25 protein-coding genes and 1 pseudogene are annotated in these 23,906 nt (G+C 61.6%); 10 read left to right on the forward strand and 16 right to left on the reverse strand.

Annotation, left to right across the window (positions count from 1 at the left end):
- Positions 1–2: 2 nt before the first annotated feature.
- The 3 genes from A9K68_RS06945 to A9K68_RS06955 are packed head-to-tail and all read right to left on the reverse strand — an operon-like array spanning position 3 to position 3,118.
- Positions 3–839: a carbohydrate ABC transporter permease gene (locus tag A9K68_RS06945; RefSeq protein ID WP_065007422.1), complete on the reverse strand. Its 837-nt coding sequence runs from the start codon at positions 837–839 to the stop codon at positions 3–5.
- Entirely contained in the window at positions 836–1,768 is a 933-nt protein-coding gene (locus tag A9K68_RS06950) for a sugar ABC transporter permease (RefSeq protein ID WP_065007421.1), read from the reverse strand. Before A9K68_RS06950 ends, A9K68_RS06945 begins: the two co-directional genes overlap by 4 nt.
- A gap of 3 nt (positions 1,769–1,771) precedes the next feature.
- Positions 1,772–3,118: an ABC transporter substrate-binding protein gene (locus A9K68_RS06955; RefSeq protein WP_065007513.1), complete on the reverse strand. Its 1,347-nt coding sequence runs from the start codon at positions 3,116–3,118 to the stop codon at positions 1,772–1,774.
- A 166-nt stretch (positions 3,119–3,284) separates the two neighbouring features.
- Here A9K68_RS06955 and A9K68_RS06960 point away from each other — a divergent pair, with 166 nt between their 5' ends.
- A complete protein-coding gene (locus A9K68_RS06960; protein ID WP_065007420.1) occupies positions 3,285–4,433 on the forward strand; it encodes a Gfo/Idh/MocA family oxidoreductase in 1,149 nt (382 codons plus the stop codon).
- A gap of 16 nt (positions 4,434–4,449) precedes the next feature.
- Entirely contained in the window at positions 4,450–5,427 is a 978-nt protein-coding gene (locus tag A9K68_RS06965) for an alpha/beta hydrolase (RefSeq protein WP_065007419.1), read from the forward strand.
- Here the strand turns inward: A9K68_RS06965 and A9K68_RS06970 are convergent.
- On the reverse strand, positions 5,415–6,437 hold the full coding sequence (locus A9K68_RS06970; protein WP_065007418.1) for a LacI family DNA-binding transcriptional regulator: 1,023 nt from the start codon (positions 6,435–6,437) through the stop codon (positions 5,415–5,417). The genes A9K68_RS06965 and A9K68_RS06970 overlap by 13 nt on opposite strands.
- A 246-nt stretch (positions 6,438–6,683) precedes the next feature.
- On the opposite strand from A9K68_RS06970, the gene A9K68_RS06975 reads away from it, so the two are divergent.
- The 3 genes from A9K68_RS06975 to A9K68_RS06985 are packed head-to-tail and all read left to right on the forward strand — an operon-like array spanning position 6,684 to position 9,120.
- On the forward strand, positions 6,684–7,628 hold the full coding sequence (locus tag A9K68_RS06975; protein WP_065007512.1) for a sugar kinase: 945 nt from the start codon (positions 6,684–6,686) through the stop codon (positions 7,626–7,628).
- Positions 7,625–8,911 (forward strand): D-tagatose-bisphosphate aldolase, class II, non-catalytic subunit, encoded by a 1,287-nt coding sequence (locus A9K68_RS06980; RefSeq protein ID WP_065007417.1) that lies wholly within the window; start codon positions 7,625–7,627, stop codon positions 8,909–8,911. The genes A9K68_RS06975 and A9K68_RS06980 overlap by 4 nt, the downstream gene beginning before the upstream one ends.
- Before the next feature lie 2 nt (positions 8,912–8,913).
- A complete protein-coding gene (locus A9K68_RS06985; protein ID WP_281409504.1) occupies positions 8,914–9,120 on the forward strand; it encodes a TOBE domain-containing protein in 207 nt (68 codons plus the stop codon).
- Between the two features lie 308 nt (positions 9,121–9,428).
- Here the strand turns inward: A9K68_RS06985 and A9K68_RS06990 are convergent, their stop codons facing one another.
- Together A9K68_RS06990 and A9K68_RS06995 are read right to left on the reverse strand one after the other, a co-directional pair.
- Positions 9,429–9,962, reverse strand: a complete 534-nt coding sequence (locus A9K68_RS06990) for a ribbon-helix-helix domain-containing protein (protein ID WP_348640724.1) — start codon at positions 9,960–9,962, stop codon at positions 9,429–9,431.
- A gap of 94 nt (positions 9,963–10,056) precedes the next feature.
- Positions 10,057–10,265: pseudogene (locus A9K68_RS06995) on the reverse strand (HlyD family type I secretion periplasmic adaptor subunit); the annotation flags it as partial.
- Between the two features lie 338 nt (positions 10,266–10,603).
- Here A9K68_RS06995 and A9K68_RS07000 point away from each other — a divergent pair.
- Complete coding sequence (locus tag A9K68_RS07000; RefSeq protein ID WP_065007414.1) at positions 10,604–11,143, forward strand: hypothetical protein; 540 nt, start codon at positions 10,604–10,606, stop codon at positions 11,141–11,143.
- Between the two features lie 102 nt (positions 11,144–11,245).
- On the opposite strand, the gene A9K68_RS07005 is transcribed toward A9K68_RS07000, so the two are convergent.
- From A9K68_RS07005 to A9K68_RS07050, 10 genes are all read right to left on the reverse strand, one after another.
- On the reverse strand, positions 11,246–11,836 hold the full coding sequence (locus A9K68_RS07005; protein ID WP_065007413.1) for a hypothetical protein: 591 nt from the start codon (positions 11,834–11,836) through the stop codon (positions 11,246–11,248).
- Entirely contained in the window at positions 11,833–12,423 is a 591-nt protein-coding gene (locus tag A9K68_RS07010; protein WP_065007412.1) for a L,D-transpeptidase, read from the reverse strand. The genes A9K68_RS07005 and A9K68_RS07010 overlap by 4 nt, the downstream gene beginning before the upstream one ends.
- On the reverse strand, positions 12,407–13,570 hold the full coding sequence (locus A9K68_RS07015) for an AAA family ATPase (protein WP_065007411.1): 1,164 nt from the start codon (positions 13,568–13,570) through the stop codon (positions 12,407–12,409). The genes A9K68_RS07010 and A9K68_RS07015 overlap by 17 nt, the downstream gene beginning before the upstream one ends.
- On the reverse strand, positions 13,567–14,202 hold the full coding sequence (locus tag A9K68_RS07020) for a TadE/TadG family type IV pilus assembly protein (RefSeq protein ID WP_065007410.1): 636 nt from the start codon (positions 14,200–14,202) through the stop codon (positions 13,567–13,569). The genes A9K68_RS07015 and A9K68_RS07020 overlap by 4 nt, the downstream gene beginning before the upstream one ends.
- Positions 14,203–14,204: 2 nt before the next feature.
- Complete coding sequence (locus A9K68_RS07025; RefSeq protein WP_246811310.1) at positions 14,205–14,663, reverse strand: TadE/TadG family type IV pilus assembly protein; 459 nt, start codon at positions 14,661–14,663, stop codon at positions 14,205–14,207.
- A 74-nt stretch (positions 14,664–14,737) separates the two neighbouring features.
- Positions 14,738–16,270 carry a pilus assembly protein TadG-related protein gene (locus A9K68_RS07030; RefSeq protein WP_065007408.1) on the reverse strand — a complete coding sequence of 511 codons (1,533 nt, stop codon included), beginning with the start codon at positions 16,268–16,270 and terminating at the stop codon, positions 14,738–14,740.
- 60 nt (positions 16,271–16,330) lie between these two features.
- Positions 16,331–16,615 carry a hypothetical protein gene (locus A9K68_RS07035; protein WP_065007407.1) on the reverse strand — a complete coding sequence of 95 codons (285 nt, stop codon included), beginning with the start codon at positions 16,613–16,615 and terminating at the stop codon, positions 16,331–16,333.
- Positions 16,602–18,047 carry a type II and III secretion system protein family protein gene (locus A9K68_RS07040; RefSeq protein ID WP_065007406.1) on the reverse strand — a complete coding sequence of 482 codons (1,446 nt, stop codon included), beginning with the start codon at positions 18,045–18,047 and terminating at the stop codon, positions 16,602–16,604. Before A9K68_RS07040 ends, A9K68_RS07035 begins: the two co-directional genes overlap by 14 nt.
- 36 nt (positions 18,048–18,083) lie before the next feature.
- The gene (gene cpaB, locus A9K68_RS07045; RefSeq protein WP_065007405.1) at positions 18,084–19,130 is read right to left on the reverse strand and encodes a Flp pilus assembly protein CpaB; all 1,047 of its coding nucleotides are present in this window, start codon (positions 19,128–19,130) and stop codon (positions 18,084–18,086) included.
- A 103-nt stretch (positions 19,131–19,233) separates the two neighbouring features.
- Positions 19,234–19,452, reverse strand: coding sequence for a Flp family type IVb pilin (locus A9K68_RS07050; protein ID WP_029348654.1), 219 nt, complete (start codon positions 19,450–19,452; stop codon positions 19,234–19,236).
- A gap of 526 nt (positions 19,453–19,978) precedes the next feature.
- Here A9K68_RS07050 and A9K68_RS07055 point away from each other — a divergent pair.
- The 4 genes from A9K68_RS07055 (at position 19,979) to A9K68_RS07070 (ending at position 23,905) form a co-directional block, all read left to right on the forward strand.
- Positions 19,979–21,364, forward strand: a complete 1,386-nt coding sequence (locus tag A9K68_RS07055) for a CpaF family protein (protein ID WP_065007404.1) — start codon at positions 19,979–19,981, stop codon at positions 21,362–21,364.
- Complete coding sequence (locus tag A9K68_RS07060; protein WP_065007403.1) at positions 21,364–22,335, forward strand: type II secretion system F family protein; 972 nt, start codon at positions 21,364–21,366, stop codon at positions 22,333–22,335. The genes A9K68_RS07055 and A9K68_RS07060 overlap by 1 nt, the downstream gene beginning before the upstream one ends.
- A gap of 45 nt (positions 22,336–22,380) precedes the next feature.
- Positions 22,381–23,304 (forward strand): type II secretion system F family protein, encoded by a 924-nt coding sequence (locus A9K68_RS07065; protein ID WP_246811312.1) that lies wholly within the window; start codon positions 22,381–22,383, stop codon positions 23,302–23,304.
- Positions 23,305–23,371: 67 nt separating this feature from the next.
- The gene (locus tag A9K68_RS07070) at positions 23,372–23,905 is read left to right on the forward strand and encodes a tetratricopeptide repeat protein (RefSeq protein ID WP_065007401.1); all 534 of its coding nucleotides are present in this window, start codon (positions 23,372–23,374) and stop codon (positions 23,903–23,905) included.
- The last annotated feature ends 1 nt before the right edge of the window (position 23,906 follow it).

Raw genomic sequence — 23,906 nt, forward strand, 5'->3', positions numbered from 1 at the left:
TTTCATTCCTTGATGCCGCCCTGCGTCAGCCCTTCGATGATGTGCCGCTGGAAGAACAGCACCAGCACGATCAAAGGGACGGTGACGACGGCCGAAGCTGCGGCGATGTCGCCCCAGGGCACATAATAGAGGTTGGTGAAGTTGGCGATGCCGACGGGGATCGTCTGGCGATCGATGTTGGAGGTGAAGGCGAGGGCGAACAGGAATTCGTTCCATGCGGTGATGAAGGCGAGCAGGCCTGTGGTCACCAGGCTCGGCAGCGACATCGGCAGGATGATGTGCCAGAGCAGGCCGGGAACGCTGACGCCGTCCATGCGCGCCGCCTCATCGATCTCGCGCGGCAGCGTCTCGAAATAGCCGAACAGCACCCAAGTGACGAGCGGCAGCCCGAGCGCCAGGTAGGTGATGATCAGCGCCGTGTAGGTGTCGAGCAGGCCGAGATTGGTCGCGACGAGATAGAGCGGCCCGACCAGCGCGATCTGCGGGAACATCGACACCGAAAGGATGACCATCAGGATGCCGAAGCGGCCCTTGACGTTGAGCCGCGACAGCGCGAAGGCGGCCAGCGATCCGACGAAGAGGCACAGGAATGTCGTGGCCAGCGAGACCACCAGCGAATTCCAGACATAGCGGTGCAGCTGCTTCTCGATGAAGGCGTTGTAGTAGTGCTCGAGCGTAAAAGGCGCGGGGATTAGCGATGGCGAACCTGATGTCAGCGCCTTGTCGAGCTGGAACGATGTCGAGAACTGCCAGAGGAATGGGCCACCCGACCAGACAAGGATGAGCAAGGCGCCGAGATAGATGGCGATCGTCTGCAGCGATGAACGCGTGTCGTTCATTGCGCCCTCCTGATCTGCCTGATGAGATAGAGGCAGAATACCAGTGCGATGATGCCTTCGGTGACGAACATCGCCGTCGAAACGGCGGAGCCATAGCCGAATTGCAGCGTCGAGAAGAGCACCTTGTAGGACAGCGTCGACAGCGTCTCGGTCGAATCGGCCGGACCGCCGCCGGTCAGCACGTAAACGAGGTCGAAGACGCGAAAGGCGTCGAGTGCGCGGAACAGGCCGGCAATCAGCAATGTCGGCATCAGCAGCGGCAGACGGATGTACCAGAAGGTGGTCCAGCCTTTTGCGCCATCCATGCGCGCCGCCTCGATCAGCGAATTGGGCACTGTCTGCAGCCCGGTCAAAAGCAATAGCGCCATGAACGGGGTGGTCTTCCAGACATCGGCGATGATGATGGTCATCATTGCCGTGTCGGGCGAGCCGTACCAGTTGATGTTCTGATCGATCAGCCCGGCATGCAGCAGGATATAGTTGATAATGCCGTTCTGGCCGTCGAACAGCCAGCCGAACATCTTGGAGGTGACGACGGTGGGCATCGCCCAGGGCACCAGCATGGCGGCGCGAACCAGGCCGCGGCCCTTGAAGGCCTCGCACAGGATGAGCGCCATGCCGAGCCCGATGACGGTCTCAAGTATCGTGGATGCCGTAGTGAACCACATCGTGTGCCACCAGGCATTCCAGAATTGGGCGTCACCCCATAGCTGCACATAGTTGGAGAAGCCCGAGAACTCGTTCTCCTGGGTGATCAGCGAGGTGTTGGTGAGCGAGAGATAAAGCCCGCTGATGATCGGGTAGAAGGAAACCGACGCCAGCGACACGAAAGCCGGTGTCAGCAGGAGCAAGGCCCACAATGAGACTGGAAGCGCCTTGCCAAACCGCCGCGGCCGGCCAATGCCAGAAACAGTGGCCGCCGCGGTCATGGTTCAGCCGACGATCTGGTCGATTTGCGTCGCCAGCGCGTCCATCTCGGCCTGGACGTTGCCTGAGACCAGCGCCTTGGAGATGCCCGATTGCAAGGCCAGCGTCACCTTCGCATATTCGGGCGTAATCGGCCGGGCGGTGGCGCCGGTGAACACTTTCTCGAGGCTCGCCATGAACGGCTGTTCGGTCTTGATCTTCTCGTCCTGGAACAGTGCCGACCGCGTCGGCGCGAGGCCGAAGTTTAGGGCGATGCGATGCTGGGTTTCGGTCGACGAAAGCCAGGTCAGCAACTCGATCGCGGCTTCGCGCTGCTTCGAGTTGGCGTTGACGCCTAGTTGGTAGCCGCCGAGACAGGCCGAGCTCTTGCCGCCGGGGAAGGACGGCAGCGGTGCCACGCCGATTTTGTCCACCACCTGGGAGGCCTTGGCGTCCTGGGCGATCGGATAGACATAGGACCAGTTGCGCATGAACATCGCCTTGCCCGAGGTGAACGGCTGGCGCGATGGCTCCTCGTCCCAGGACAGGACGTCCTGCGGGCTGATCTTGCTCGTGGCGATGGTGCCGTGCAGGAACTGGATCGCGTCGACTGCGGCCTTCTGGTTGATCAGCGATGACTTGCCGTCAGGCGCCAGGATCGCGCCATTGTTGGAGGTGATGATCTCGACCGCGTCGCAGACCAGAACCTCGGCCTGCTTGCCCTGCCAGAGATAGCCGAAATCGACGTCGCCGGCCTTCTGCGCGGCGGCGGCGATGGTCGCCATGTCGGCCCAGTTTTCCGGCACTTTGCCGCCATGCTTTTCCAGCACGTCCTTGCGGTAATAGAACATGCCCGAATCCATGAACCAGGGCAGGGCAGTCAGCTTGCCGTCATAGGTGCAGGCATTGAGGGGCCCGGAGAAGTAGGCGCTGCGCTTGTCCGCCGGAAAGTACTCATCGAGCGGCAGCGCCCAGCCGGCGGCGGCAAAGCCGGCGATCCAGATCACGTCCTGGCTGAAGACGTCGGGCGTGCCGGTACGCCGGGCGAGCTGCTGGACGAGGCCCTGATAGACTTCCGTCGATGAGCTCGGCGGCGGCAGCTCGATGTTCTTGACCAGAACGCGGTCCTGCGATTCGTTGAAGGCCTTGATCAGGTCGCCGAAGGTCTCCTTGCCGAAGAAGGCGGCGCTGGCAAAGCTGATTTCGGCCCGCGACTGCGCGCGAGCCCGGCGAACGCCCAGCCCGGTGCCGAGGCCAAGTGTCGCCGCGCCGAGCAGCCCGGCGCTGCCGATGAGAAACTGCCGGCGGTCGGCGATCGTCACATGCGCCACAGGCTTCGAGCCGGAGACCGGCCCTTTTTTGATGTCAGTCATTTTATCCTCCTTGCGCTGGCAGCCGCCCAGCCAGCATTTCCGCATGTTCCATAAAAATTTTACGCGCGTCAACATTTAAAATGCTGTAAAGCGGCTTTCGAATCTGGTCCGTTGCTGGTGCATTGGTTCAGCCAGAGCGTTGCGACGTCGGGAGGTGAATTAGAAAATGCAAGGAAAATCAGCAGCTAAGCTCGGCATTGGCGTTGTCGGGTGCGGCAACATCTCGATGACTTATTTACGCAATGCGGCTCTGTTCGGTGAGGTGGAGCTGCGCGCCTGCGCCGACATATCGCCCGACATGGCGGCGCTGCGTGCGAGCGAATACGGTATGCGGGCGGTCAGAGTCGAAGCGCTCCTGGCCGATCCTGAGATCGACCTCGTCCTCAACCTGACCATCCCGGCGGCGCACTTTGACATTTCGCTTTCGGCGCTTTCGGCGGGAAAGCACGTCTTCACCGAAAAACCGCTGGCGACCTCGGCCAGCGACGGCCGGCGCCTTGTCGCCGAGGCGGCGGAGCGCGGGCTGCTGCTGGGTTCGGCTCCGGATACTTTCCTCGGCGCCGCCGGACGGCGGGCACGCCGCCTCATGGATGAGGGCGCAATCGGCCGTGCGGTGACCGGCACCGCCTTCATGATGGGGCGCGGCATGGAGCACTGGCATCCCAATCCGCAATTCTACTATCAGCCGGGCGGCGGACCGGTCTTCGACATGGGGCCCTATTACCTGACGATGCTTGTTAATTTGCTCGGGCCGGTGGCCCGCGTGATGGCGATGGCGACGCGAGGCCAGGAGGAGCGGCTGATCACTGCCGAAGGCCCCTATCGGAACACCAGCTTCAAGGTCGGCACACCGACCAATATCCTGGCGCTGCTGGAGTTCCGCTCGGGCGCCACCGTCACCTTCGGTGCCTCCTGGGATGTCTTCAGGCACTCTAACCATCCGATCGAGCTGCATGGGACCGAAGGCTCGCTCAGGCTGCCCGATCCGGACACGTTCGGCGGCACCGTCTCGCTGTCGGAACGTGGGGCCGACTGGGCCGACTTCCACAGTGAGAGCGAACTCTATGGCGCGCGCAATTGGCCCTATGCCGCGCCGGACCGAGCCAACTACCGAATGCTCGGCGTCGCCGACCTTTCGCGCGCACTGGCAACCGGAAGAAAGCCGCGTGCGTCCGGCGATCTTGCGCTGCATGTACTGGAGATTATGGAAGCGATTCTTGCTTCGGGAGCGAGCCGCGAGTCCGTCGCCGTCAACGCAACCGTCGATCAGCCGCAACTCCTCCAGGAGGACGAAGCGGTTAGCCTGCTTGCCTGATATCGGAGCGCTTACGATGACGACATCGCTTTTGCCCTTGCTCGATCCGGAGGCCCGGCACGTGCTCGACCTCGACCGGCAGGCGGCTGCCCCGCCATTCGAAGCCGGCACGCCCGAAGAAGCGCGCCGCGCCTATAAGCAGGGCTTTCCGGCACTCCAGGGCGAGCGCGAGCCGGTCGACTCACTAACCGAGCACACCATCACCGGACCCGGCGGCCCGTTGACGCTCAGGATCTATCGCGGACACGGCGTGAGCGGGGCCGCTGCCCCGGCGCTGCTCTATCTGCATGGCGGCGGCTGGGTGATCGGCAATCTCGACTCCCATGACGAGATTTGCCGGTGGTTTGCCAATATGGCGGCCTGCGTAGTCGTCTCTCCCGATTACCGGCTGGCGCCGGAACACAAATTTCCGGCGGCCATCGAAGATTGCCGCGCCGCACTTTCCTTCATGCAACATGGCGCGGGCGATCTCGGCATCGACGCGAGAAGGATCGCTGTCGCCGGCGACAGCGCCGGCGGCAATCTCGCTACAGTGCTTTGCCTGCTTGTGCGCGGTGACGAGAACCCGCCGACCGCGCAACTGCTGTTCTATCCGAACACTGACGCCTCGCAGGCGGCGGACAGCTATCGCCGCTTTGCCGACGGTTATGGCCTGACATCGGCGACCATGGCCTGGTTCCGCGACCACTATATCAACCATGCCGGCGATATCGACGACTGGCGCGTGTCGCCGCTCAAGGCCGCAAGCCTTGCCGGCGCAGCGCCGGCTTTTGTCGCAATCGCTGGTCATGACATTCTCGCCGACGAAGGCGAGGCTTATGCCAAGCGTCTGGCGGATGACGGCGTGCCGGTCGTCGTGCGGCGCTGGCCCGGCCAGATCCACGGCTTCGTCTCGATGGGCCGCCATGGTCCGGCGGCGCGGCAAGCGGTCGGCGCAGCGGTTGCCGCATGGCGCGGCTTCGATCCTGTCTTTGGAAACGCTCAGGCCGACTGACGCATGACCAGCGTCGCGTCGAGACTGACCTTGGGGGAAACTGTCGCGTCGTCCTCGTCCAGCATGGCCAGCAGCGTCTCCACGCTGCGTCCTGCCATCGAAGCGAAGTCCTGCGCCATGGTGGTGAGGGCAGGGCAGGTGTAGCGGCTCAGCGGATGGTCGTCATGGGCTGCGACCCGCAGGTCGCAATCGCCCCTGCGGCCGACCTTGCGGCCTTGCGAGTAGGCGGCGGCCATCACGCCGAAGGCGAGACGGTCGTTGGCGCACAGAATGGTCTTGCCCGGCAGGCCGCCACGGGCGAGCATCGCCTCCATCTGCTCGTAGCCGATCCGTTCGAAATCCCAGGTGTAGTCATCGGTATTGCCGATGATGGCAGGCTCATGTCCGAGCCGCTGCATGGCGCCGACATAGCTGTCCAGGCGTTCGCGCGAATTGTGGTTGACGTGCGGGATGTCGAAATAGACCGGGGCATCACCGGAACGACAGAGATAATCGACGATGGTCGAGACGCTCTGGCTGTTGTTGTTGCCGACGAACGGCGTGTCGCCCTCCAGATAGGTGTCGAAATAGACGATCGGTATGGTCTGCGTCAGCTTCTCCAGCGTGCGATGGTCGGAGCGCAGGCCGAGCGGCGCGATCAGCGCGCCGGAAACTTTTAGCGAAAGAATGGTTCGCGTCGCTTCCACTTCGAGCTCGCGCGAGCCGTGCGAGGAGATCACGATCGGCCAGTAGCCTTCGTCGCGCAGCCTGAGTTCGATTCGGCTGACCATCTCGGAATAGAAGGGATCGGCGACCGTCGGCACCACAATGCCTATGCTGCGGGTCCGCTTGCGGTTCAGGTTGCGCGCAAAGAGATTGGGCTGGTAGTCGGACGAGCGCAGCGCCACCTCGATCCGCTGACGTGTCGCCGGCTTGACGCTGGTCGGATCGTCGAAATATTTCGACAATGTCGGCCTGGAGACGCCGCAAGAGCGAGCAAAATCCTCCATCGTCTTGTGCGTCATCGGCATTGATCCCTCGCGCCGTTCCTCAGCGCTGCCGGGTTCCCTACTTACTGTGCGCCAGCATGCAACCGCAAGTCGAAACTTTACAGATAATTCTATCAGTTTCCATGCGTAAATTTATTAATTGACGCGAAAAAGCACAACCCGTATTCACTTCCAGTGGGCGAATTCGAAATTCGTATCACCCGGAAACTGCTCGCGCGGTTCATCCGAAGCGAGGCCGGGGCGAAACGCCGGGAGGGATTCCGCGAGATGAAGAAGCTGGTCAGTGCCGGCGAGATTCTGGTCGAGATCATGGCCGAGCGGATCGACCAGAGCTTTCTCGAGCCTGGTCCGTTGCTTGGACCCTACCCGTCCGGAGCGCCCGCCATCTTCATCGGCCAGGCGGCGGCGCTCGGCCAGCCGGCCGGTCTCATAGGCGCCGTCGGCGATGATGTTTTCGGCAGGCTGAATATAGAGCGGCTGCGGGCGCTGGGCGCCGACGTGTCGGCGATCGCGGTTCACAAGGGCCATGCGACGGGCACCGCCTTCGTCGCCTACCGGGCCGATGCCAGCCGGCATTTTGTCTTCAACATCCGCAACAGCGCCTCCGGCCGGATCGAGACCGATGGGGCGGCAACAAAGCTGCTCGCCAGTGCCGATCACGTCCATGTCATGGGCTCATCGCTGTTTTCCGACCGCGCCATCGAGGTGGCGCTGTCGGCGATCGAGACCGTCAAGGCCGGGGGTGGAACCGTGTCCTTCGACCCGAACGTCCGCCGGGAGATCATGCAGGCGTCCGGCATGCTAGCGGCGCTCGACCATGTGCTGGCGCGAGCCGACATCTTCCTGCCGAGCGGCGAGGAGCTCTTCCTGTTTTCATCCGCGAAGGACGAGAAGAGCGCTGTCGACGAATTGCTGGCCCGTGGCCTGTCCTGCATCGTCCTGAAGAAAGGCGCCGCCGGCGCCGTTTACCATGATCGCCACGGTGCGGTCGCCTCGTCCGGCTTTGCCGTCGACGAGGTCGATCCGACCGGCGCGGGCGATTGTTTCGGTGCTGCCTTCGTCTCGTTCTGGCTGCGCGGGGCGGCTCCTGCCGAAGCCCTGCGGATCGCCAATGCCTGCGGTGCCCTTGCCGTCACCCGCAAGGGGCCGATGGAAGGCATTTTCCCGCTTGAAGCGGTCGAGGCATTCATCGCCACGGGCAACACGCAGTGAGTGACGCGACGCGAAGGTTTGCGAACATTGCGGCCAGGCGCGCCGCAGGCGAGAGAAGCGGCATCGCCTCGGTCTGCTCGGCGCATCCGCTGGTCATCGAGGCTGCCCTGCGCCACGGCGCGGCGCGGCACGCGGATGTGTTGATCGAGGCCACCTGCAACCAGGTCAACCACGAGGGCGGCTACACCGGGATGACGCCCGCCGGCTTCCGCAGCTTCGTCGAGGCGCATGCGCTGAAAGCGGGTTTCCCAGTCGATCGCCTGATCCTTGGCGGCGATCATCTCGGACCCAATCCGTGGAAGCACATGGCTGCGGCCGCCGCGATGAAGAAGGCGGGGGCGATGATCGACGCCTATGCGAGCGCCGGCTTCACCAAGATGCATCTGGATACGAGCATGGCCTGCGCCGACGATCCAGCCGTGCTTGCCGACGAAACGATCGCCGCGCGCGCGGCCGAACTTGCTGAAATCGCCGAGGCGGCGGTCGAGCGGGCAGGCGGCGAAAAACCGGTCTACGTCATCGGCACCGAAGTGCCGGTGCCGGGCGGTGCATTGGAGGCGCTCGACCGTCTGCATGTGACGGCGCCCGACGATGCCCTGCGAACGGTGGAGGTACACGCCCGAGCGTTTTCCCGCGCCGGGCTCGAGGCCGCTTTTGGCCGAGCGATAGGCGTCGTCGTCCAGCCGGGAGTCGAGTTCGGCAACACCGAAATCGTGCCTTATGCGCCGGCCAAGGCGACTGAACTCGTGGCCGTGCTCGACCGCATGCCGCAATTTGTTTTTGAGGCGCATTCGACCGACTACCAGCCGGCCGAAGCGCTTAACGCTCTCGTTCGCGACGGTTTTGCCATCCTCAAGGTCGGCCCCTGGCTGACCTTCGCGCTTCGCGAAGCGCTGTATGGGCTCAGCCACATCGCCGATATGCTCGCGCCGGACCCTTCGCGCGAAAGCCTGCCTGCCGCGATGGAACGCATCATGCTGGCGTCGCCGGACAATTGGCAGAAATACTATCCGGGCACGCCGGAAGAGCAGCGCGTGCAGCGGCATTTCTCGTTCAGCGACCGCATCCGCTATTACTGGCCGACGCCGGCGGCGCAGCGCGCGACACAGACGCTGCTGGACGTGCTGAGTGAGAAGGACATTCCCCGGCCTCTGATCAGGCAATATCTGGGGCAGCTCGATGCCGAGGTTGCGACAGGCCGGGTCAAGCCCATCGCGCACGACCTTCTGATCGGCAGCATCACCCGAGTTCTCGATCTCTACGCGGACGCGACCGGACAGTAGGGATCGCGCCCGCCCAGGGCATGGAAGGTACGGTCACGCTTCTGGAGGCCACGGGCTCGGAAATCTTCGCCAAGGTCGACTGCGCCGGCGAGGAAATTGCCTGCCTGTTCCGCGAGCGGCTGCCGCTCAAGCAAGGCGCGCAGGTGCGGATCGAAGTCGATCGCGCATGCGCCCACCTGTTCGACGCGAAAACCGGCCGGCGTGTGTGAGTGGCGCAGGCGCCCGGGTAATCAGCGTCAGCGAACCGACCCATTGGCCAGCAAGAAACATGTAACCGCTGGTTGCGGACACTGGTCCCAGCAGGAGAAGCCTGAGGAGGTCACCGCCCTCATGCTCGACTGGCTGAAGCGGCGGTTCCCCGCGTAGCGATCGAGCGGCTGGCTGGCGACTGTGAGGATTTTGGCCGACATCAAGGGCGTCGTCGTTGCTCCTGGCGAAGATTCGGAGCAGGCTATGATCCCCGTAAAATTACACAACGCGTCTTGCAGGATTGCCGCTCAGTACTGCCGGAACCGGTCTAGCCGAAGACGAACGCTATCAGCAGCTCCGGCTCGATCACCGGCGCCCGCACGGCGCTCAACTGACCACGGTACTGGCGTTCGCCGGCGCCGATGGCAAATCCGCTGGTCACCGGAGTGTCGCCGTCGAGGTCGAGGCGCGCAAAAATGTCGGCAACGTTGAGGTCCAGCGCCAGCTTGAGGTCGTGCCGCGCATCGTCGTTTGGTCCGGAAGGCAGTTGGCGCTTCACCAGTTGCTGGAACGGAACATTGAAAGTCAGGATCTTCTTCGATGACGTCAAGGCAAATGCAGGCGAGGGGCAGGCAACCAGTATGGCGTTGATCGTCCTTATTGACGCGAGCTTACTCAACGTTACGTTTTGCTCCGCCTGACCGCGTATGCAGGCTACCCGGATTGCCGATGTCAGGTTGCCGTTCTGTGCCTGAGTTCCGGCTATCTCATCGATCAGCATGCCGATCGTGCATTTCCGGCTCTCGGCCATCCGCTTCAGCGATATCCAAAAAGCCCGCTCCAGGCGGATCCCGCGGCGCATTCCGCCACGCGCCACAACTCGGAATTCCAGTGCAAAATCCTCGTTGGCGAGCGGCAGGAGTAGTGGATCAGGATTGGTGGGGGGAGAGGTGGCGCTAGCGCTCACTCATAGCCTCCTGACGCGCCTTGTTGATCGGCTTCAAAAGTGAACTCAGGATCGTCTTGCGTCCCGTCTTGATGTCGACTGAGCAGATCATGCCGGGATGATGGAACAAGCCTTTCCATCCCGTTCGAGCGTCGATTTGTCTGTCGTGACACGTACCTGGTAAAAGGGCCCACCCGTTTTTTGATCGACCAGGCTGTCGTATCCATTTCTGCCCCACCCACGCTTCTGCTCTGTACGTTTTATCTGGCCAAGCCTTCTCACCGAGCTTTGACAGATTATCCGCCAAATTCTTGGAATATGTGAGGGTTTATTGATTCAGCGCCGGCTTAAAACAGGTAAGTTTCGGGAATGTAGCGAAAATGGCACATAGCGGCGGCTCGCTACGTTGTGGCAGGACGCCTGCGCCTATGATCAATGTTGCTTGCCGCGACTCACCGGGGCCGTGGCTCAGAAGCGCCTCTATTCGGGAAGAGCGCGCCGTCCATTAAGCCTCGCGCAATCTTTGCAGCCTATTCTGCTTGGATTGTCGAGGGAACATGACGCGCAAGCCGCTACTGCTCTTTGCCTTTCCAGCTCTCATCCTTCTGATTCTGGCAGGGGAGCGAGCAGCGACGTTCCTGCTGGGAACCTATCCGGCCAGTCCCGTCATGTGGCGGATCTGGCTTGAACTACGCCCTTTGTCGACGATGTTCTGGCAGCAGGTCGACCTTTATCTGGGCGGTTCAATGGTCCTTGATGCCGCCATCGTGACCGCCGCGTCGATCGTCTGCTGGATGGCTTGCCGGACGAGAAAATCGGCCGCGTTCTTCTTCCTTACCAACCACGTCGCTCTGCTTTTCGTCGGGTTGATGATCGCTTCCAGCAGCCATTCTGAGACAGCGAGCACGATTGCGGCATTCACCGCGCCCAGCGGCCATCCATTCTCGCTGATCCTCGATTTCACATGGCAGAACAGCCTGGTGCTGCTTCTGGGCACTGCGGCCTGCGCCTACTGTCATGTTGCGTTTCTTGTCGAAGCGCGACAGCGTTCCCAAGCGCTCGCCATACGGCTTTGTGCTCTGCAGCGGGATCTCTAGCTCGGGGCACAGCCATCGCGCTCCCGATCGGCATTGCCAACAAGGCGACGGCAGCTCGGAATCCAGCTGAGCGCACAACCGATCTCTCGATGTCTGTCGCTTCTAATTGATTTTCTTGTAATGGACCTTGCCGTCAGGCTGCACTATGCGCTGGTAGGACGAGTTTGGGGCAGGGGGCAGCGCCGCCGCGATCCTCTTTTTGGGCGGGCGCGGCGCTTCGACGATACTGGGTTCGGTCGCTTCTTCGAGATCGGTGGCTGCATCCGCCATGGTGCTGGTCGTGACCACGGAAGGCTCCGCGATGCTCGACATGTCGTCGTCACTGGCCAGGGGCAGCTCCTGTTCAAGCCGGGCAATACTGCCTTTGACTTCGTTGAAGCTGCCCTGCAGTTGACCGTCCAGTTTTTCAAACCGGCTTTGAAAGCCGTTGTTGACCGTCTCAAGCCGGGCTGCGATCCGTTGCTCGAACGATCCGAGTTGTTCCAGCCGCCGTTCGACAAAGCGCAGATCGTTGATGCCGCGGTAGAAATAGACCGCGGCCGTTATGTTCACCGCCGTGATCAGCAAGGCGCCGACGGCGACAACGCCGATCATCTTTGCATTGCTTGGTTTCCCCACGACAGCTTGCCCTCCAGTGTGGGTTGCCGGCCCAATGTCGATCGCTGGCATATCCGGGTCGGTGATCATCGTCATTGGACCACCACCCTTGCGCCGACCGAGACGCGCTTGAAAAGATCGATCACATCGGTGTTGGTTAGACGGAAACATCCCGATGTTCCGTCGAAGCCGATGCCCTTGGGATCGTTGGTGCCGTGGATGCGGTAGAGCGTGTCGCGCCCGTCCCGCAGCAGATAGAGTGCCCTGGCACCGAGCGGATTATAGGGACCGGCGGGCACCATTTCCGGCAGCTCCGGCTGGCGGGCGCGCATTTCCTTAGGCGGGCGCCATTCCGGCCATTCCGTTTTCGCTCCGACCTTGACGATGCCGGTCCAGCCAAAGCCGTCGCGCCCGACACTGATCTGGTAGCGCAGCGCCCCGCCCTGCCGGGTCACCAGATAGAGTGCCTTCTCGTCCTTGCGGATGATGATCGTGCCGGGCCGTTCCGCGGTTTGGAGAGCAACCGCCTTGCGCAGGCTGGGCCCCATTGCCGGCAGCGGCGGCCGGTCCGACAGCGCGGACCGGGCATGGGCGAATTCCCAGGCCGGCATCCCCAACGCCAGGCCTATGATGCAGGCGCCGGCAAGCCTCGGGACGATGCGGTATCTACCGGGCTGCGTCATCGAGCCGCTCTTTGAACATCCGCTTCAGGTCCTTGTTGAAACGCGCCCGCCCAGCCACTTCGGAAGGCAGGATGGCTCGGTTCAGCGCGTCGGTCAGCAGCGCATTGTCCAAGCTGACCGACTTGATGTGCGGCGCCTTGAAGATCTTCTCGAGTTCGCTGCGCGAAAAGTGGTTGCCGAACCATTTGCGCTTATGCTTGTTGGCGACCAGCGTGATGCTCGCCGCATTGCCGCGCAGCTCGCGGATCTTCGTGTAGAGCCGCTTGCCTTGCCGCAGCGAGGCGACGTTGAGCTCGAAGACGATGAAGATCTCGTCGCTCGTCGAAAGCACGGAATTCTGCCAGGGGGTTTCGATATTCGGCAGGTCGATGACGATGTCGTCGAACCGGTAGGCGACGAGGTCCAGCAGCCGGAACACGAAATCGGCGCCCTGCGGCTCAAACGGCAATTGTGGCCTCTCGAATGAATAGAGGGTCAGACCGGACGGACGCGAAAGCCTGATGACGTCCATCAGTTCGACATCGAGTCTTTCCGGCTGGCCGATAATGCCGGCCAGGTCGAACTGGTTGAACAGGTTGAGGTAGGCGCCGCAATTGGCGCTCTGGAAATCGAGGTCGACGAGGCAGGTCGAAGCCGCGCGTTCGGTGGATTTCGACGCCAGGAATTCCGCCGCCGACAAAGCGAGCGTCGTGGCGCCGGCGCCGCCGCTGGCGCTGATGAAAGTGATGATGCGGCTCTTGGTGCCTTGGTTGCCGGTGTCGTGGAAAGTGACCGCGTTCAGCAGCTCCTTGGCGTCGAGCGGCTTGTGCAGCCAGTCCGAGGCGTTCATGCGGACCAGGATGCGCGTCTGTTCGGAAGTCAATTCGTCGGAGACCGCGATCAGCGGCACGGATGCCCACAAGGCGCGAGCCGCGACGATGCCGGGCATGCCGAGCAGCTCACCATTGGCCAGGTCGAGGATGACGATGCCCGGCCGCGTCTCGGGCGGCGGACCATTGAGGAAGTCAACCGTCTCGGAAATCCGGACGTCGTAGATGGCCAGCGCGTCCAGCCGCGTCGCCACCTCGCGCTTGAACTGCGGATCCGACGAAAACAGCGCCACCTGCTTTCGTTTGGTCGGGAGGACCTTGGTGTTGATGGCGTTCATGGCGATGTACTCCTCAGGTCTTCGCCCGTGACCGTGCTGAGCATCGAGGGCAGGGTGAGGTTTCCGTATCCGAGCAGGCCGCCGAGGAAGAAGAACTGGAAGGTCAGGTTCTGCAGCCTGACGGTGATTGTCGGCACCGGCCCGCCCAGCCGGGTCTGATAGCCCAAGCCGGTGGCGGAATAGGTGATGACGACATTGTCGCGCCGCAGGCCTGAAAAGAAATGGCACATACCCGGCCGCTGGTCTGTCGCCAGCGGGACACAGGCGTCGTCATTGGTGACTGCCGTATCGCCGCGGAAGATACGGCTGAAATTGGCGGCATTGAACGTGCCGCCATTGCTGCAAGCGCCCGTGCCGGCGGTATATGTGCAGGCGAAGGGTCCATAAGCGGCAGCAACCACCGGGGCGCCCGGTGCCGTCGTCGGTGCGGCTGTAGCTAGCGCGGTGGCAACCGGATCGGAAATCGAGGCCAGACGTGCGCCGAGCTGCACGGCCTTGTTGGCAGCGTTCCACTGATAGAGGGCGTAACCGAAATCGACGAAGCCGAGAACAAGGGCAAACAGCAGTGTCGATACGATGGCCATCTCCACCGTCGTCGCGCCGCCTTCCGATTTTGCGAAACCCCTGATCATGATCAGAACCGGATCAACCGCTCCTCGTGAGAGCTATTTAGCGTCATGGAGCCAATGCGGACCAGAGACAGCATTCCGATGCCACTATAGGCCAACGTCCCCGCCGCCCTGACGATGCAGACCTGTGCGGTGGTAGCGCGATATTGGGTGACACCTGCGACCACGGCGTCATGGCACGAGCCTGAAGCGGCAATGGTCACCGTCACATTCGCCTTCTGCCAGCCGACGATGCGCGCACTCCCTGTCCCCGCAGCATTGCCGAACACCGCGATGTTTGTGGCGATATCGGCGCAATTGATCGCCGCCAGCCCGGCCTTGGTATACAACTCGCTGTTGCAGCGCGCGGCAAAGCGTGCCGCGTCAGACAGGCCGGCCTCCATCAGCAGCTTTTGGTGGATCATATTGCCGAACTCGAACACGCCCGCCGACAGGATCAGCATCAGCGGCGCGATCAGCGCCATTTCGACGAGAGCCGTGCCGCGCTGCTCGCGTCGAAATCTGTGGAGACGATGGTACAGCGCTGCGATCATCGCCATCACCGGTAGAGCTGGGCTTCGTCGCGAAGGAAATTGTCAAGCGTGCCCTGGCCGGCACCGCCGGTTACGTCGACCAGTTCGACCATCACCGACGCGTCCTCTGATGCTGACGGCACGGGTTCAGTGAGGAAGAAACTGCCGAAGGCTTCGACCGGCAGATTGGTGCTATGGCCGGACAGGCCGTTGCCAGCAGCTTCGAGTGCAGTGCAGTTCAGGATCGCGCCATAAAGCAACCGACGATCAACTGTCGTGACAGGCGGTTGGCAAGCTGCGGCCGGCGTTCCGATCTCTCCACCGGTCGATGCGGTCGCTACTAACCCGTTCGATATCTCGTATCGATAAACCTCATAGCGCGTTGGCTTGGTCGTGTCCCATGCGGTTGGATAGGCAGCGGAACCGAAGTTGGTGCTCCAATAGCCGGAGAAGTTCCAATTTCCGTCGCCCATCCTGCCGCCCAGATACGGCGTTGTCGCATCGCGCGGAAGGCCCATCGTTCCAGCTTCGGTGAATGAAAGTTGGTTCATGGAAGGGCATTGATTGGCGCTGCCTGTGGTCCGTATCGCGCCTTTTCGGACATTGGCGGCCGGACCGTATTCGGGGCTGTCGAAGTGGTTGCCGTTAGCTCCAATCCCGAAACGAACGTTGAAGGCGTCTTGCACCGGGCCGGCATTCTGACCGGTCTTCGTCGTTACGTTCGCGGAATTGTAGCAGCCAATCGGCGTCGACGTTGCGATCGTCTGGGCCAGTGCTTGAGCACCATTTCCCACATCTGGCGGAGGCTCGAGGAAGCCGAAGTTGCCCGGACCGGCCGCAGCCCCGTTTCCGACCTTCCTCAGTTCGATCAGCCGGCGACGGACAGCCGGATTGGAAACGGCCTGCTCAAGCGTATAACCCCCGGCATTGTTTGTCCCGTTCACCATCTCATAGGGGTTGCACATAAAGACCGGTGTGAAATCGCAGACGCCTGAGGTGAAGCCCGCTACCGCGACTGCCCCGACATTGAAGCTGTCGCTGGCGCCGGATGTCACAAATGAGGCGGGAAAGATCGCGGCAAACCCTTGGGGAGCGACTGTCACCTGGATGAACCGTGTTTCCGCCTGTCCGACAGCCAGGTTGGCATCTGCAAGATAGTTGGCCTGATTGGCGGTTGTAATCTTGGTTCCGTCGTTGGCAGGGATCGCTTTGAGGAAGCACCAGGAAATGTTGCCAGCACTGTTGCAGCGCTGCGTGCCTCCCGGCTGACCGGAGGTGAGAGTGAACCTGCCTGCCGTTGAGAAGTTGCTTTGATTGTCCACGAGCGTCGCCATGGCGCGTTCGGCTCGCGCCCAGGAACCGCTGCTTCCGTCCAGTTCCGCTGCCGCCGCGAGCGCAAACGCGTCAGCGCCCTTCTGAAGATCGTTGTGGAGGTTGTTTACCCGGCTCATATCGATTGCGAGCAGCGAAAAGCCGATGATCGCCGGCAGCGTGACGCTGACCAGAATCAGCGCTATTCCCCTCTGATCGTGCCAGAACGCGCGAACAATCCGCAACATGGCCTTACTCTTAGCTCCCCTGACGCCAGTCGCCTTGCCTGACGCTGAACCCGCATCCTTCTATTCAACCCCGGTGTTGCCGACATTGACCGTAATGGCTGGCGGCGGCGGTGGTGGCGGTGGAATTCTGTAGCTCTCAGCGACAGCGGCGGCGCGCACGCCGTCGCCTTTGATCGTCGTGTTCCTAGAGGCCGGATTGAGCGGGTCGACCGTCTGCAGAAGCGAATTGTATTTCTGCGTGTCGCCTGCCGCCAGCGTCACCGTCTCGTAGCGATTCAGATAGTCGGCGCAGCCCGTCAGCACGCCGGCGCACAAAAGCAGGATCAAGGCGCTATTTTTTGACATAGATCATCTTGTCCTTGGATTTGAGGTCGAGCATGTGGCCATAGGGGCCGACGACACCTTCGCCGAGCTCATATTTGCGAACCATGTCCTTGGTCACTTCGAGCTGACCGAGGATGAAGAGTTCCGGGTCGTTGGCCGGCCGTGTCTTGTCGAACGGCGTCGCCAACTGCTCGCCAGGCTTTACCGGCCGCACGATACGTGGCGTCACGATCACGACCAGTTCGGTCTCTTCCTTCTGGTTGCTCGAATTCCGGAACAGCGTCCCGATGATCGGCACCTGGCCGAGCCAAGGCACCTGCCTCTGGAGCTTGGTGTTCTTGCTGGACAAAAGCCCGCCGACCGCGAAGCTCTGGCCGTCGCGCAGTTCGACGACGGTAGACAGCTTGCGGTTGGTGAAGATCGGGTCTCCGGCGGTGGTGAAACCGGTGAGGTCGCTGACTTCCGGCGCCAGCCTGATGTTGATCTTGTCGTCGTTGAGCACGACCGGCGTGAACAGCAGATTGACGCCGAACTGCTTGTACTCGATGCTGATCTCGCCGTCATCGTTCAGGGTGCGGATAGGCACTTCGCCGCCGGCATTGAAGCTGGCCAGCTCACCGGACAGCGTGGTGAGGTTGGGTTCGGCAAGGGTGCGCACCACGCCCTTGGCCTCGAGCGCCTCGATGATCAGGTCGACCTTGATGTTGCTGTCGATGACGCGGGTGATTAGCGCCGCGAACGGGTTGGTGTTCGAAAGAAGGCCGGTAAGCAGATTGCCCGGCCCCAGCACGACACCATCCTCGTCGACGGCGGCAATTCCGGTTCCGGTGCGGGTCGTGCCGCTGCCGTTGGTGCTCCTGATTGAGACGCCAAGATCGCGGCCGGCATTGCGCTTGGCCTCCAGTACGCGCACTTCCAGGTTAACCTGCTGGCTGTCGTCGACGGTCACTGCGTTTATGATCGCGTCAGGGCCATATTGCTGGGCAACCTGCATGATCGCCGCCAGCGTGGCGCCGTCCTTGACATGGCCGCCAAGCCTTACCTTGCCGTTGACCGAACCGATATCAATGCGCGCCCTGGGCGCCACCTGCCGGATCGCTTGCGCCATGTCGCTCACGTCGACGCCGACCTCGATCTGGATCACGCCAAGCGAGCGCTTGTCCTCGGAAAAGAGGTTGACGGTGGTGGTGCCGGCACTCTTGCCGATGACATAGAGCGTCCGGTCGGTCATTGGTTGGGCGTCGGCGATCTTCTCGTCGCCGACGACGATGTCGCCGAGCGTGGCGTTCACCTGGATCGTCACCGACTGGGACATGGGCAGGAAAATACGGTGGACGCTGGGGTTCGATACATCGATCCTGCGGTCGGCTGCATGAGCTGCAAGATCGATCGGCAATAGCATCACCGAACAGGCCAGCGCAGCAGCCGCCAGTGGTCCCCGAAACATTCGCATCTAGACTACCCCCCTACCGACTCGTTCGGTAATACCCTAGCGTAATTTTTGTCGCGGCACGTCGTAGGATTCGAGCTTCACACCCCTGAAAACGCCTATTGTCGCACGCGCCGGCGGCTCCGGCTGCACATATTTGATCACTTCCTTAACTACTTCTTGCACCTGGGGTGCTGAGGCCACTGCCGGAGCAGGTTTTGCGCTGCTCAACAGGTCGAGCCTGCTTCCCACACGTTCCACGGCCTGGGTCAGCCCATTGATCTTGTCGTCCGCGCGCTTGCGCTCGGCCGCGGCCTCAGCTTCGGCTATTGCCTGCTTGGCGAGCTCGGCCTCCCTGGCGGCGACGTCGGCCGGCGTGTCGCCGGTCAGGTCGGAAAGCGTGATGCGTTGGGTCGTCTCGCCCTCGCTGGCGGCTGCCTGGCGAAGCGCCAGCGACAGCTGGCCGGCACCGGCGGCCAAGGTAAGCTTCTGTGCATCCCTGGTGCTGGCCTCGAGCGTGACCGATTTCACCACCGTCGGGCTGTCGGTGCTTTCGTCGGCGACCTGGTCGACGGCGAGCACCTTCATGCTCTGCAGCAGCACGTCGACAAAGCTCTTATCCGCGCCGCCTTCGCCACGCGCCGTGCGCGTTAAAAGTACGTCGACACGATCGCCGGGAAAGACAAATCCGGCGACGCCGAGCACGTCGTTGACCCTGATAGAGACGGCTTTCATGCCTTCGCCGAGCACCGCGGAGAGCGTGGCACGCTGGCCGGGACCGGTGATCTTGGTGGCGAGAACAGGCTCGTTGGCGCTGATCGCCTGCAGCGCCTGCTTGGTGCCTTCGCCAGCCAGCGCCTCTTTCGTCGTCTTGAAAGCTCCGGCCGGAATGGCACCTGCAGGCCAGGCGATTTCACGCAGCTTGTCGGCCGACAGTGTGTCGCCGAATTTCAGCGCCACCGCTGCCACCACAAGCGTATCGCGCTGGATTCCGTTTGCTTCCGCCATGGCACTACGCTGGCTGGCGAGCCAGACATTGGCGAGCACCACCGCCAGGACGCCGAACACGCCCGCAAGAACGATCATGATAAGTGTGTTAGCACGCATAGCCCAAGCCCCACGCCCCAAGCCTAAAGTGCGGGAATTCGCCCGTCGCGATTGGATTCAGGCCCGGATCGGATGGGACCCGGGCCTGAGCGTGATCTGGCGATCAGGTTCCGACGCCCGTTCCCACGTTGCAGGTGCCGAGTGGCGATGCTTCCAGCGCGGCGCACAGGCCGGTAAAGCGACCGGTCACCCAACCGCCGATCGCCAGGATAGCAAGTATCGCTGCTGCGGCGATGATGCCGACAAGGATGGAATATTCGACCATGGCAGCGCCGTTTTCGTCGTCGCGGAACTGCCGGGTCATCGTCATGAGCTTCTTCATGCCAATCTCTCCCTTTGGAGTTTGAACCCGACGAGACGAGCCAAGGATGAAATCCATACCTGAGCATCCCCCGTCATCTCGAATCTAAGTCCCGGCGAAAACCAGAGTCAAACGGGATTAACGGATCCTTAACTATCAAGTACATGGCCGCGCCATAATATTGCCATTCTAACACTGATCAAGACATTGATTCGGCTGAATTTTCCATCCGCTTTAACCATTCGTTCACAATTTGGCCGCGGATATGGCGGAAGCGGGGCAGCATTAGTGATGATGCATATTCCTTTATATCTAAGGCCTTAGGTGAGCTCCATGACGCCTTTGTGGCAAAAAAGGCACTTTGCATTGAAAGGCGAGCCCCCGTGTTGCATTAGGACAGCGTCGCTGACCAAATAAACGTCGCATTTTCTGATGCTTGATCTTAACTATGTGTGAAGTATTAATTTGCATGGTGCGCAGCTGGCGCTTGTGCCATCCGTGGTTAACGCTTAGTTTCAGCGTGGGGATTAAACGGGGAAGAAGCGTGATGTTGGGCCGATTCACCAAGGGGCCAGGCGAACCGCGGGTCGAGCCAAGGGTTGAGCCGATCGTGACGTCGCCGGTAGCAGCGCTTCCCCCGGCAGCCGATGTCGAAGCGGCAGGTGACGATTTCCTGACGCTCAAGGTCGAGCTCCACCGCCATCTGATCGACCGGTTCAATCTTGCCGCGCTTGAAACGGCATCGAAGGACGAGATCCTGAACGAAATCCGGCCAATCGTTCGCGAGTTCGTTCGTGCTCGCGCCGTACCGCTGAACGCGCGGGAGCTCGACAGGCTGACCAGTGAGACAGCCGACGAGATGCTGGGCCTTGGCCCGATCGAGCCGCTGCTCAAGGACGACTCGATCACCGACATATTGATCAATACCCACAAGCGCGTCTTCATCGAGCGGCGCGGCGTGATCGAGGAGACGGCGATCCGCTTCCGCGACGAGGCGCACCTTCTGCGCGTCATCAACAAGATCGTCTCGGCCATCGGCAGGCGCGTCGATGAATCGGCGCCGATGGCGGATGCGCGCCTGGAAGACGGCTCGCGCGTCAACATCGCGGTGCGGCCGGTCTCGGTGGATGGCCCACTGGTGTCGATCCGCAAATTCTCCAAGAATCCCTATTCGCTCGAGCGCCTGATGGCGCTCAACTCCATTCGCCAGCCGATGATCGACCTCCTGCGGATCGCGGTGCAGTCGCGCAAGTCGATCCTGGTTTCGGGCGGCACCGGCAGCGGCAAGACGACATTGCTCAATGCGCTGTCTAGCTACATCCCGGCCAAGGAGCGCCTGATCACCATCGAGGATGCCGCGGAACTGCAATTGCAGCAGCCGCATGTCGGCCGCCTGGAGACGCGCCCCCCGAATGTCGAGGGCAAGGGCGAGGTTCGTCAGCGCGAACTGCTGAAGAACGCGCTGCGCATGCGGCCCGACCGCATCATCGTCGGCGAGGTTCGCGGCGAGGAAGCCTTCGACATGCTGCAGGCGATGAACACCGGCCACGAAGGCTCGATGACCACCATCCATGCCAACACGCCACGCGACGCGATCTCCCGCCTCGAGCAGATGGTCGGGATGGCCGGCATGCCGATGACCCATGAGTCCATCCGAGCGCAGATTGCGTCGGCCATCGACATCATCGTGCAGACGCAGCGTCTTTCGGACGGTGGAAGGCGCGTCGTTTCAATCTCCGAACTGACCGGCATGGAGGGCAATGTCGTCCAGCTTCAGGAGATTTACCATTTTGTCCGCCGGGAGGTGACGCCGGAGGGCAAAATCATCGGCGATTTTCGCGCTACCGGCGTCCGTCCACGCTTTGCCCCGGAGGCGGCGACGCTTGGCCATCATTTTGCCAAGGACGCCTTCAATCCGCAGGTTGCGCTCTGATGCCCACCGGTCAGACTTTGCTCTACTTCATTTATGTGCTCGCGGCCGCCTCGACGATTCTCGCTGGCGAGGCCCTGTACTTTTCCTTTGCCAAGCGCCGCTCGCGGGTCAGCACGATTAACCGCCGGATGAAGCGTCTGGTTGATGAGGTTCCGGCCGAACTGACCTTGCAAGGATTGCTGCGCGAACGCGGGCTGACGGATTCGGGCGACTTTGTGTTTGGCCTGATCGGGCTAAACAGGCTTTATACCCAGTCCGGTATCACCGGGAACCCGCTGTCTTTCGCCGCGACCTTCCTGCTCGCTGGCCTGGCATTGGCGTCGGTGTTGTCGATCTTTTTGGGTTTCTCGACCTTGGTATCGCTCATCGTTTTTCTGGTGGTCGGATTTGTGCTGCCGCTTCTTGTTCTTCGGCGCGCCCGCAACAAGCGAATCCAGAAATTCGCGAAACAGCTCCCGGATGCACTGGACATGATCGTTCGTTCACTGCGCGCCGGACATCCGGCTTCGGTGGCGATTGGTCTCGTCGCCCGCGAAATGCCTGATCCGCTCGGCACCGAATTCGGCATCGTTTCCGACGAAATCACCTTCGGACTCAGCATTGAGCAAGCCGTTCGCAAACTTTCCCAACGCGTCGGCTTCGAAGGTCTTCATCTGCTATCGGTGTCGCTGTCCATTCAATCCAAGACCGGCGGCAATCTCACCGAAATTCTACACAATTTGTCGTCAGTTTTGCGCGAGAGGCAGAAATTGCGCATGAAAATCAGGGCGCTTTCGTCCGAGGGCCGAGTGTCGGCATGGATCATCTCACTGTTCCCGGTCGCGATGTTCCTGATCCTTCAGATACTTGCCCCAGCCTACTACGGAACCGTCTGGAACAATCCGGTTATCCTGCCGGTGTTCCTGATTTTCGGGTCGTGGGCGCTGTTAGGCGATTTCATTATGTATCGAATGGTGAATTTCGATTTCTGAACAGGGGCGAAGCGTAACTTGTTTTCGAACGTCCAGAACCTGAGCATGTTGGTTTCCATTGCCGTCTTCGTGGCAGCGGTTGCACTTTTTCTGTTCGGCGCTCTCGTCTTCTTGCCGGCGCTGCAGACGCGCAAGCTGGTCGCAAAAAGCCTGATGGCCGAAGGTATTTCCGATCGCCGTTCGCTCGTTGGACAGGAGCAGCTTGCCAAAATCGCAGCGCAGCGGCCAGTGGAGGCATATTTTCGATCGATCGAAAAGGAGCGGGACGAGCCCAGCGCCTTGGACGCGAAGCTCTTTCGCGCCGGCTTTTATCAGTCGAGCGCGCCACTCATTTACACCTTGTCGCGACTTGGCGCGGTCTGTGTCGGCTTTCTGGCTGCCTATGCGCTGCTGTCACGAGTCCTGCCGCCTGAATTACCCGGCTTCATCGCCTTTGCCGGTTCTGCTTTGTTTGGGCTCGCCTGCATCGTGGTTCCAAGCGTCCTGCTCGATCGCTTCGAAAAGGCACAAAAGCGGATCTATCGTCGTGGCTTTCCCGATTTCATGGACATGATGATAACCTGCGCCGACGCAGGCATGAGCCTCGAGGCGGCCGTCGAGCGTGTAAGCGGTGAACTGGCCGGCACCCACAGATGGCTGGGCATCCAGCTTTCGATCATGACCTTGCAGTTGCGCGCCGGCAAGCCATTGCGCGAGGCCCTGCGCGAACTCGCCGACCGCATTGGTCTTGACGAGGCGCAGGCGCTGGCTGTGCTTTTCAGGCAGTCGGAAGAACTTGGCACTAGTCTCACGGAGGCCTTGCGCGTCTACAGCGACGAAATGCGGAGCCAGAGAATCCTGAGTGCCGAAGAGCGCGCCAATGCTTTGCCGGTCAAGATGATGATCCCGTTGGGGCTCTGCATCTTTCCAGTCGTGTTGATGGTCATCATGTTGCCGGTGATCATTCGAATGAGGGGCATTTTCTTCTAGGCGATCATGTGCTTTGGTCGAAATACAGAGTCGGAGGACTCTTTTGGGGGACGAAATGACAGGGCCAATGCGCCTCGCAGCCATAGCCGGTTTGCTGCTTATCGTGCTTTCCGGCTGCCAGACGGCTGATAGCAGCGGCGTCGTCCGCACCAACGAGCCCTCAAAAGGTGACATGACAGCCTTTGGCGATGCCTTCGACGGGCTGAAGACGGTCAGCGACGTCGAGTACTATGCCTCGGACCAGGCTATTGCCGAAGCCAAGAACCAGTTCCGCGCGGAAAATTACGGCAATGCCGGCGCCCTGTTCTACAAGGCGACGCAACTGGCGCCCAATGATGGTGGTGCCTGGATGGGCCTGGCCGCCTGCAGCGATCGCATCCGCCGCTTCGACCTCTCCGACTACGCCTATCGCCAAGCCTTCCGACTGGTTGGCGGGACGCCCGAATATTACAACAATGTCGGCTATTCCTATCTGCTGCGCGGCAAGCTGCAGGACGCACGCAGCAACTTCCTCAAGGCTTATGAGCTGGTGCCCAACGATCCGACCGTGGCCAACAATCTGCTGCTCCTTTCGTCGAGCGTGAAGAATCTCGAGCGGTAAG

The organism is Mesorhizobium sp. AA22, assembly GCF_001672375.2.
In the GTDB taxonomy this organism is placed as follows: domain Bacteria; phylum Pseudomonadota; class Alphaproteobacteria; order Rhizobiales; family Rhizobiaceae; genus Mesorhizobium; species Mesorhizobium wenxiniae.

What these genes read in the sequence shown, in the direction of transcription:
- A9K68_RS06965 (WP_065007419.1), top strand. Translation starts at nt 4,450, where the DNA reads ATGACGACATCGCTTTTGCCCTTGCTCGATCCGGAGGCCCGGCACGTG.
- A9K68_RS06945 (WP_065007422.1), bottom strand. Translation starts at nt 839, where the DNA reads ATGAACGACACGCGTTCATCGCTGCAGACGATCGCCATCTATCTCGGC.
- A9K68_RS07030 (WP_065007408.1), bottom strand. Translation starts at nt 16,270, where the DNA reads ATGTTGCGGATTGTTCGCGCGTTCTGGCACGATCAGAGGGGAATAGCG.
- A9K68_RS07010 (WP_065007412.1), bottom strand. Translation starts at nt 12,423, where the DNA reads ATGACGCAGCCCGGTAGATACCGCATCGTCCCGAGGCTTGCCGGCGCC.
- A9K68_RS07005 (WP_065007413.1), bottom strand. Translation starts at nt 11,836, where the DNA reads ATGACGATGATCACCGACCCGGATATGCCAGCGATCGACATTGGGCCG.
- A9K68_RS07060 (WP_065007403.1), top strand. Translation starts at nt 21,364, where the DNA reads ATGCCCACCGGTCAGACTTTGCTCTACTTCATTTATGTGCTCGCGGCC.
- cpaB (WP_065007405.1), bottom strand. Translation starts at nt 19,130, where the DNA reads ATGCGTGCTAACACACTTATCATGATCGTTCTTGCGGGCGTGTTCGGC.
- A9K68_RS06975 (WP_065007512.1), top strand. Translation starts at nt 6,684, where the DNA reads ATGAAGAAGCTGGTCAGTGCCGGCGAGATTCTGGTCGAGATCATGGCC.
- A9K68_RS06960 (WP_065007420.1), top strand. Translation starts at nt 3,285, where the DNA reads ATGCAAGGAAAATCAGCAGCTAAGCTCGGCATTGGCGTTGTCGGGTGC.
- A9K68_RS07020 (WP_065007410.1), bottom strand. Translation starts at nt 14,202, where the DNA reads ATGATCAGGGGTTTCGCAAAATCGGAAGGCGGCGCGACGACGGTGGAG.
- A9K68_RS07035 (WP_065007407.1), bottom strand. Translation starts at nt 16,615, where the DNA reads ATGTCAAAAAATAGCGCCTTGATCCTGCTTTTGTGCGCCGGCGTGCTG.
- A9K68_RS06950 (WP_065007421.1), bottom strand. Translation starts at nt 1,768, where the DNA reads ATGACCGCGGCGGCCACTGTTTCTGGCATTGGCCGGCCGCGGCGGTTT.
- A9K68_RS07025 (WP_246811310.1), bottom strand. Translation starts at nt 14,663, where the DNA reads ATGGCGCTGATCGCGCCGCTGATGCTGATCCTGTCGGCGGGCGTGTTC.
- A9K68_RS07070 (WP_065007401.1), top strand. Translation starts at nt 23,372, where the DNA reads ATGCGCCTCGCAGCCATAGCCGGTTTGCTGCTTATCGTGCTTTCCGGC.
- A9K68_RS06990 (WP_348640724.1), bottom strand. Translation starts at nt 9,962, where the DNA reads ATGCGCCGCGGGATCCGCCTGGAGCGGGCTTTTTGGATATCGCTGAAG.
- A9K68_RS07000 (WP_065007414.1), top strand. Translation starts at nt 10,604, where the DNA reads ATGACGCGCAAGCCGCTACTGCTCTTTGCCTTTCCAGCTCTCATCCTT.
- A9K68_RS07015 (WP_065007411.1), bottom strand. Translation starts at nt 13,570, where the DNA reads ATGAACGCCATCAACACCAAGGTCCTCCCGACCAAACGAAAGCAGGTG.
- A9K68_RS07065 (WP_246811312.1), top strand. Translation starts at nt 22,381, where the DNA reads ATGTTGGTTTCCATTGCCGTCTTCGTGGCAGCGGTTGCACTTTTTCTG.
- A9K68_RS07050 (WP_029348654.1), bottom strand. Translation starts at nt 19,452, where the DNA reads ATGAAGAAGCTCATGACGATGACCCGGCAGTTCCGCGACGACGAAAAC.
- A9K68_RS06955 (WP_065007513.1), bottom strand. Translation starts at nt 3,118, where the DNA reads ATGACTGACATCAAAAAAGGGCCGGTCTCCGGCTCGAAGCCTGTGGCG.
- A9K68_RS07040 (WP_065007406.1), bottom strand. Translation starts at nt 18,047, where the DNA reads ATGCGAATGTTTCGGGGACCACTGGCGGCTGCTGCGCTGGCCTGTTCG.
- A9K68_RS06970 (WP_065007418.1), bottom strand. Translation starts at nt 6,437, where the DNA reads ATGCCGATGACGCACAAGACGATGGAGGATTTTGCTCGCTCTTGCGGC.
- A9K68_RS07055 (WP_065007404.1), top strand. Translation starts at nt 19,979, where the DNA reads ATGTTGGGCCGATTCACCAAGGGGCCAGGCGAACCGCGGGTCGAGCCA.